1 protein-coding gene is annotated in these 1,040 nt (G+C 75.4%); it reads left to right on the top strand.

Annotated elements, in window-relative coordinates; all coding sequences use genetic code 11:
* Positions 1-230: 230 nt before the first annotated feature.
* The coding region (locus ACIQOV_RS42735; RefSeq protein WP_401056695.1) for a helix-turn-helix transcriptional regulator at positions 231-1,040 on the top strand (810 nt) is incomplete at its 3' end.

Below are 1,040 nucleotides of genomic sequence, written 5' to 3'. Positions count from 1 at the left end.
ACACCCCGGCGGGCTCGCCCCTTTTTTTGGTGGTCGACGTGCGGGCCGTCGCCGCCGGCGGGCCCGGTGGGCCGGCCCCCGCGGGGGCCCCGCCCCACGGGCATGTCCGGGGGTGTTCGGGGATGCCGCTTTTGCGGTGCGTACCGCTACCGGTACGGTCGGTCCCGCCGGGTGGTGATCGCCCGGTTGGCGCACCCCGCGCTCGGCGCGGCACACCGGAAGGGTCAGCGATGGCGATCGCGAAGGCAGAGCGGCTGATGAATCTCGCCCTGTGCCTGATGAACACCCGACGTCCGCTCTCCAAGAAGGAGCTGCGGGAGTCCATCGAGGCGTACCGCGAGGCCTGGCAGAACGGCAGCGAGGACGCCTTCAACCGGATGTTCGAGCGGGACAAGGACGACCTGCGCGAGCTCGGCCTGGTGATCGACGTCGACGAGAGCACCCTGGACGGCGAGCTCGGCTACCTGGCCCGCGCCGACCGCAACCGGCTGCCCGAGATCGCCCTCGACGCCGAGGAGGCGGCCGCGCTGACCCTGGCCGCCCGGGTCTGGCAGCAGGCCAAGATGTCCGGTGCGGCCAGCGGCGCCCTGCAGAAGCTGCGGGCGGCCGGGGTGCCGTTCGCCGAGGCCGAGGGCCGCACCGCCCTGGAGCCGCGCATCCCCGCCCGGGAGGCCGCGTTCGAGCCGCTGCTCACCGCCGCCCGGGACCGCCGTCCGGTCGCCTTCGAGTACCGCAAGGCCGGCGCCGCCGCCGCCGAGCAGCGCAGCGTCGAGCCGTGGGCGCTGGAGTGCTGGCGCGGGCACTGGTACCTGGCCGGGTACGACCGCGACCGCGGCGACGCCCGGGTGTTCCGGCTCAGCCGGATCACCGGCAAGGTGAAGGCGAGGTCCGGGGCGTTCCTCGGCACCGTGCCCGAGCACGTGGACGTCCGGGCCACCGTGGCGAAGTTCGCGGGGTCGGGCGAGGGCGGCGTCCGCGAGCGGCCGCAGCGGCAGGGCGAGGAACAGCGGGTCGACGGCGCGCCCGTGCGGGGCGCCGGA

Origin of the sequence: Kitasatospora sp. NPDC091257 (assembly GCF_044757675.1) — a bacterium.
Taxonomy (GTDB): domain Bacteria; phylum Actinomycetota; class Actinomycetes; order Streptomycetales; family Streptomycetaceae; genus Kitasatospora; species Kitasatospora lactacystinica.
The sequence above is the reverse complement of the archived record's forward strand: the minus strand, read 5'-3'. Positions and strand labels throughout refer to the sequence as shown.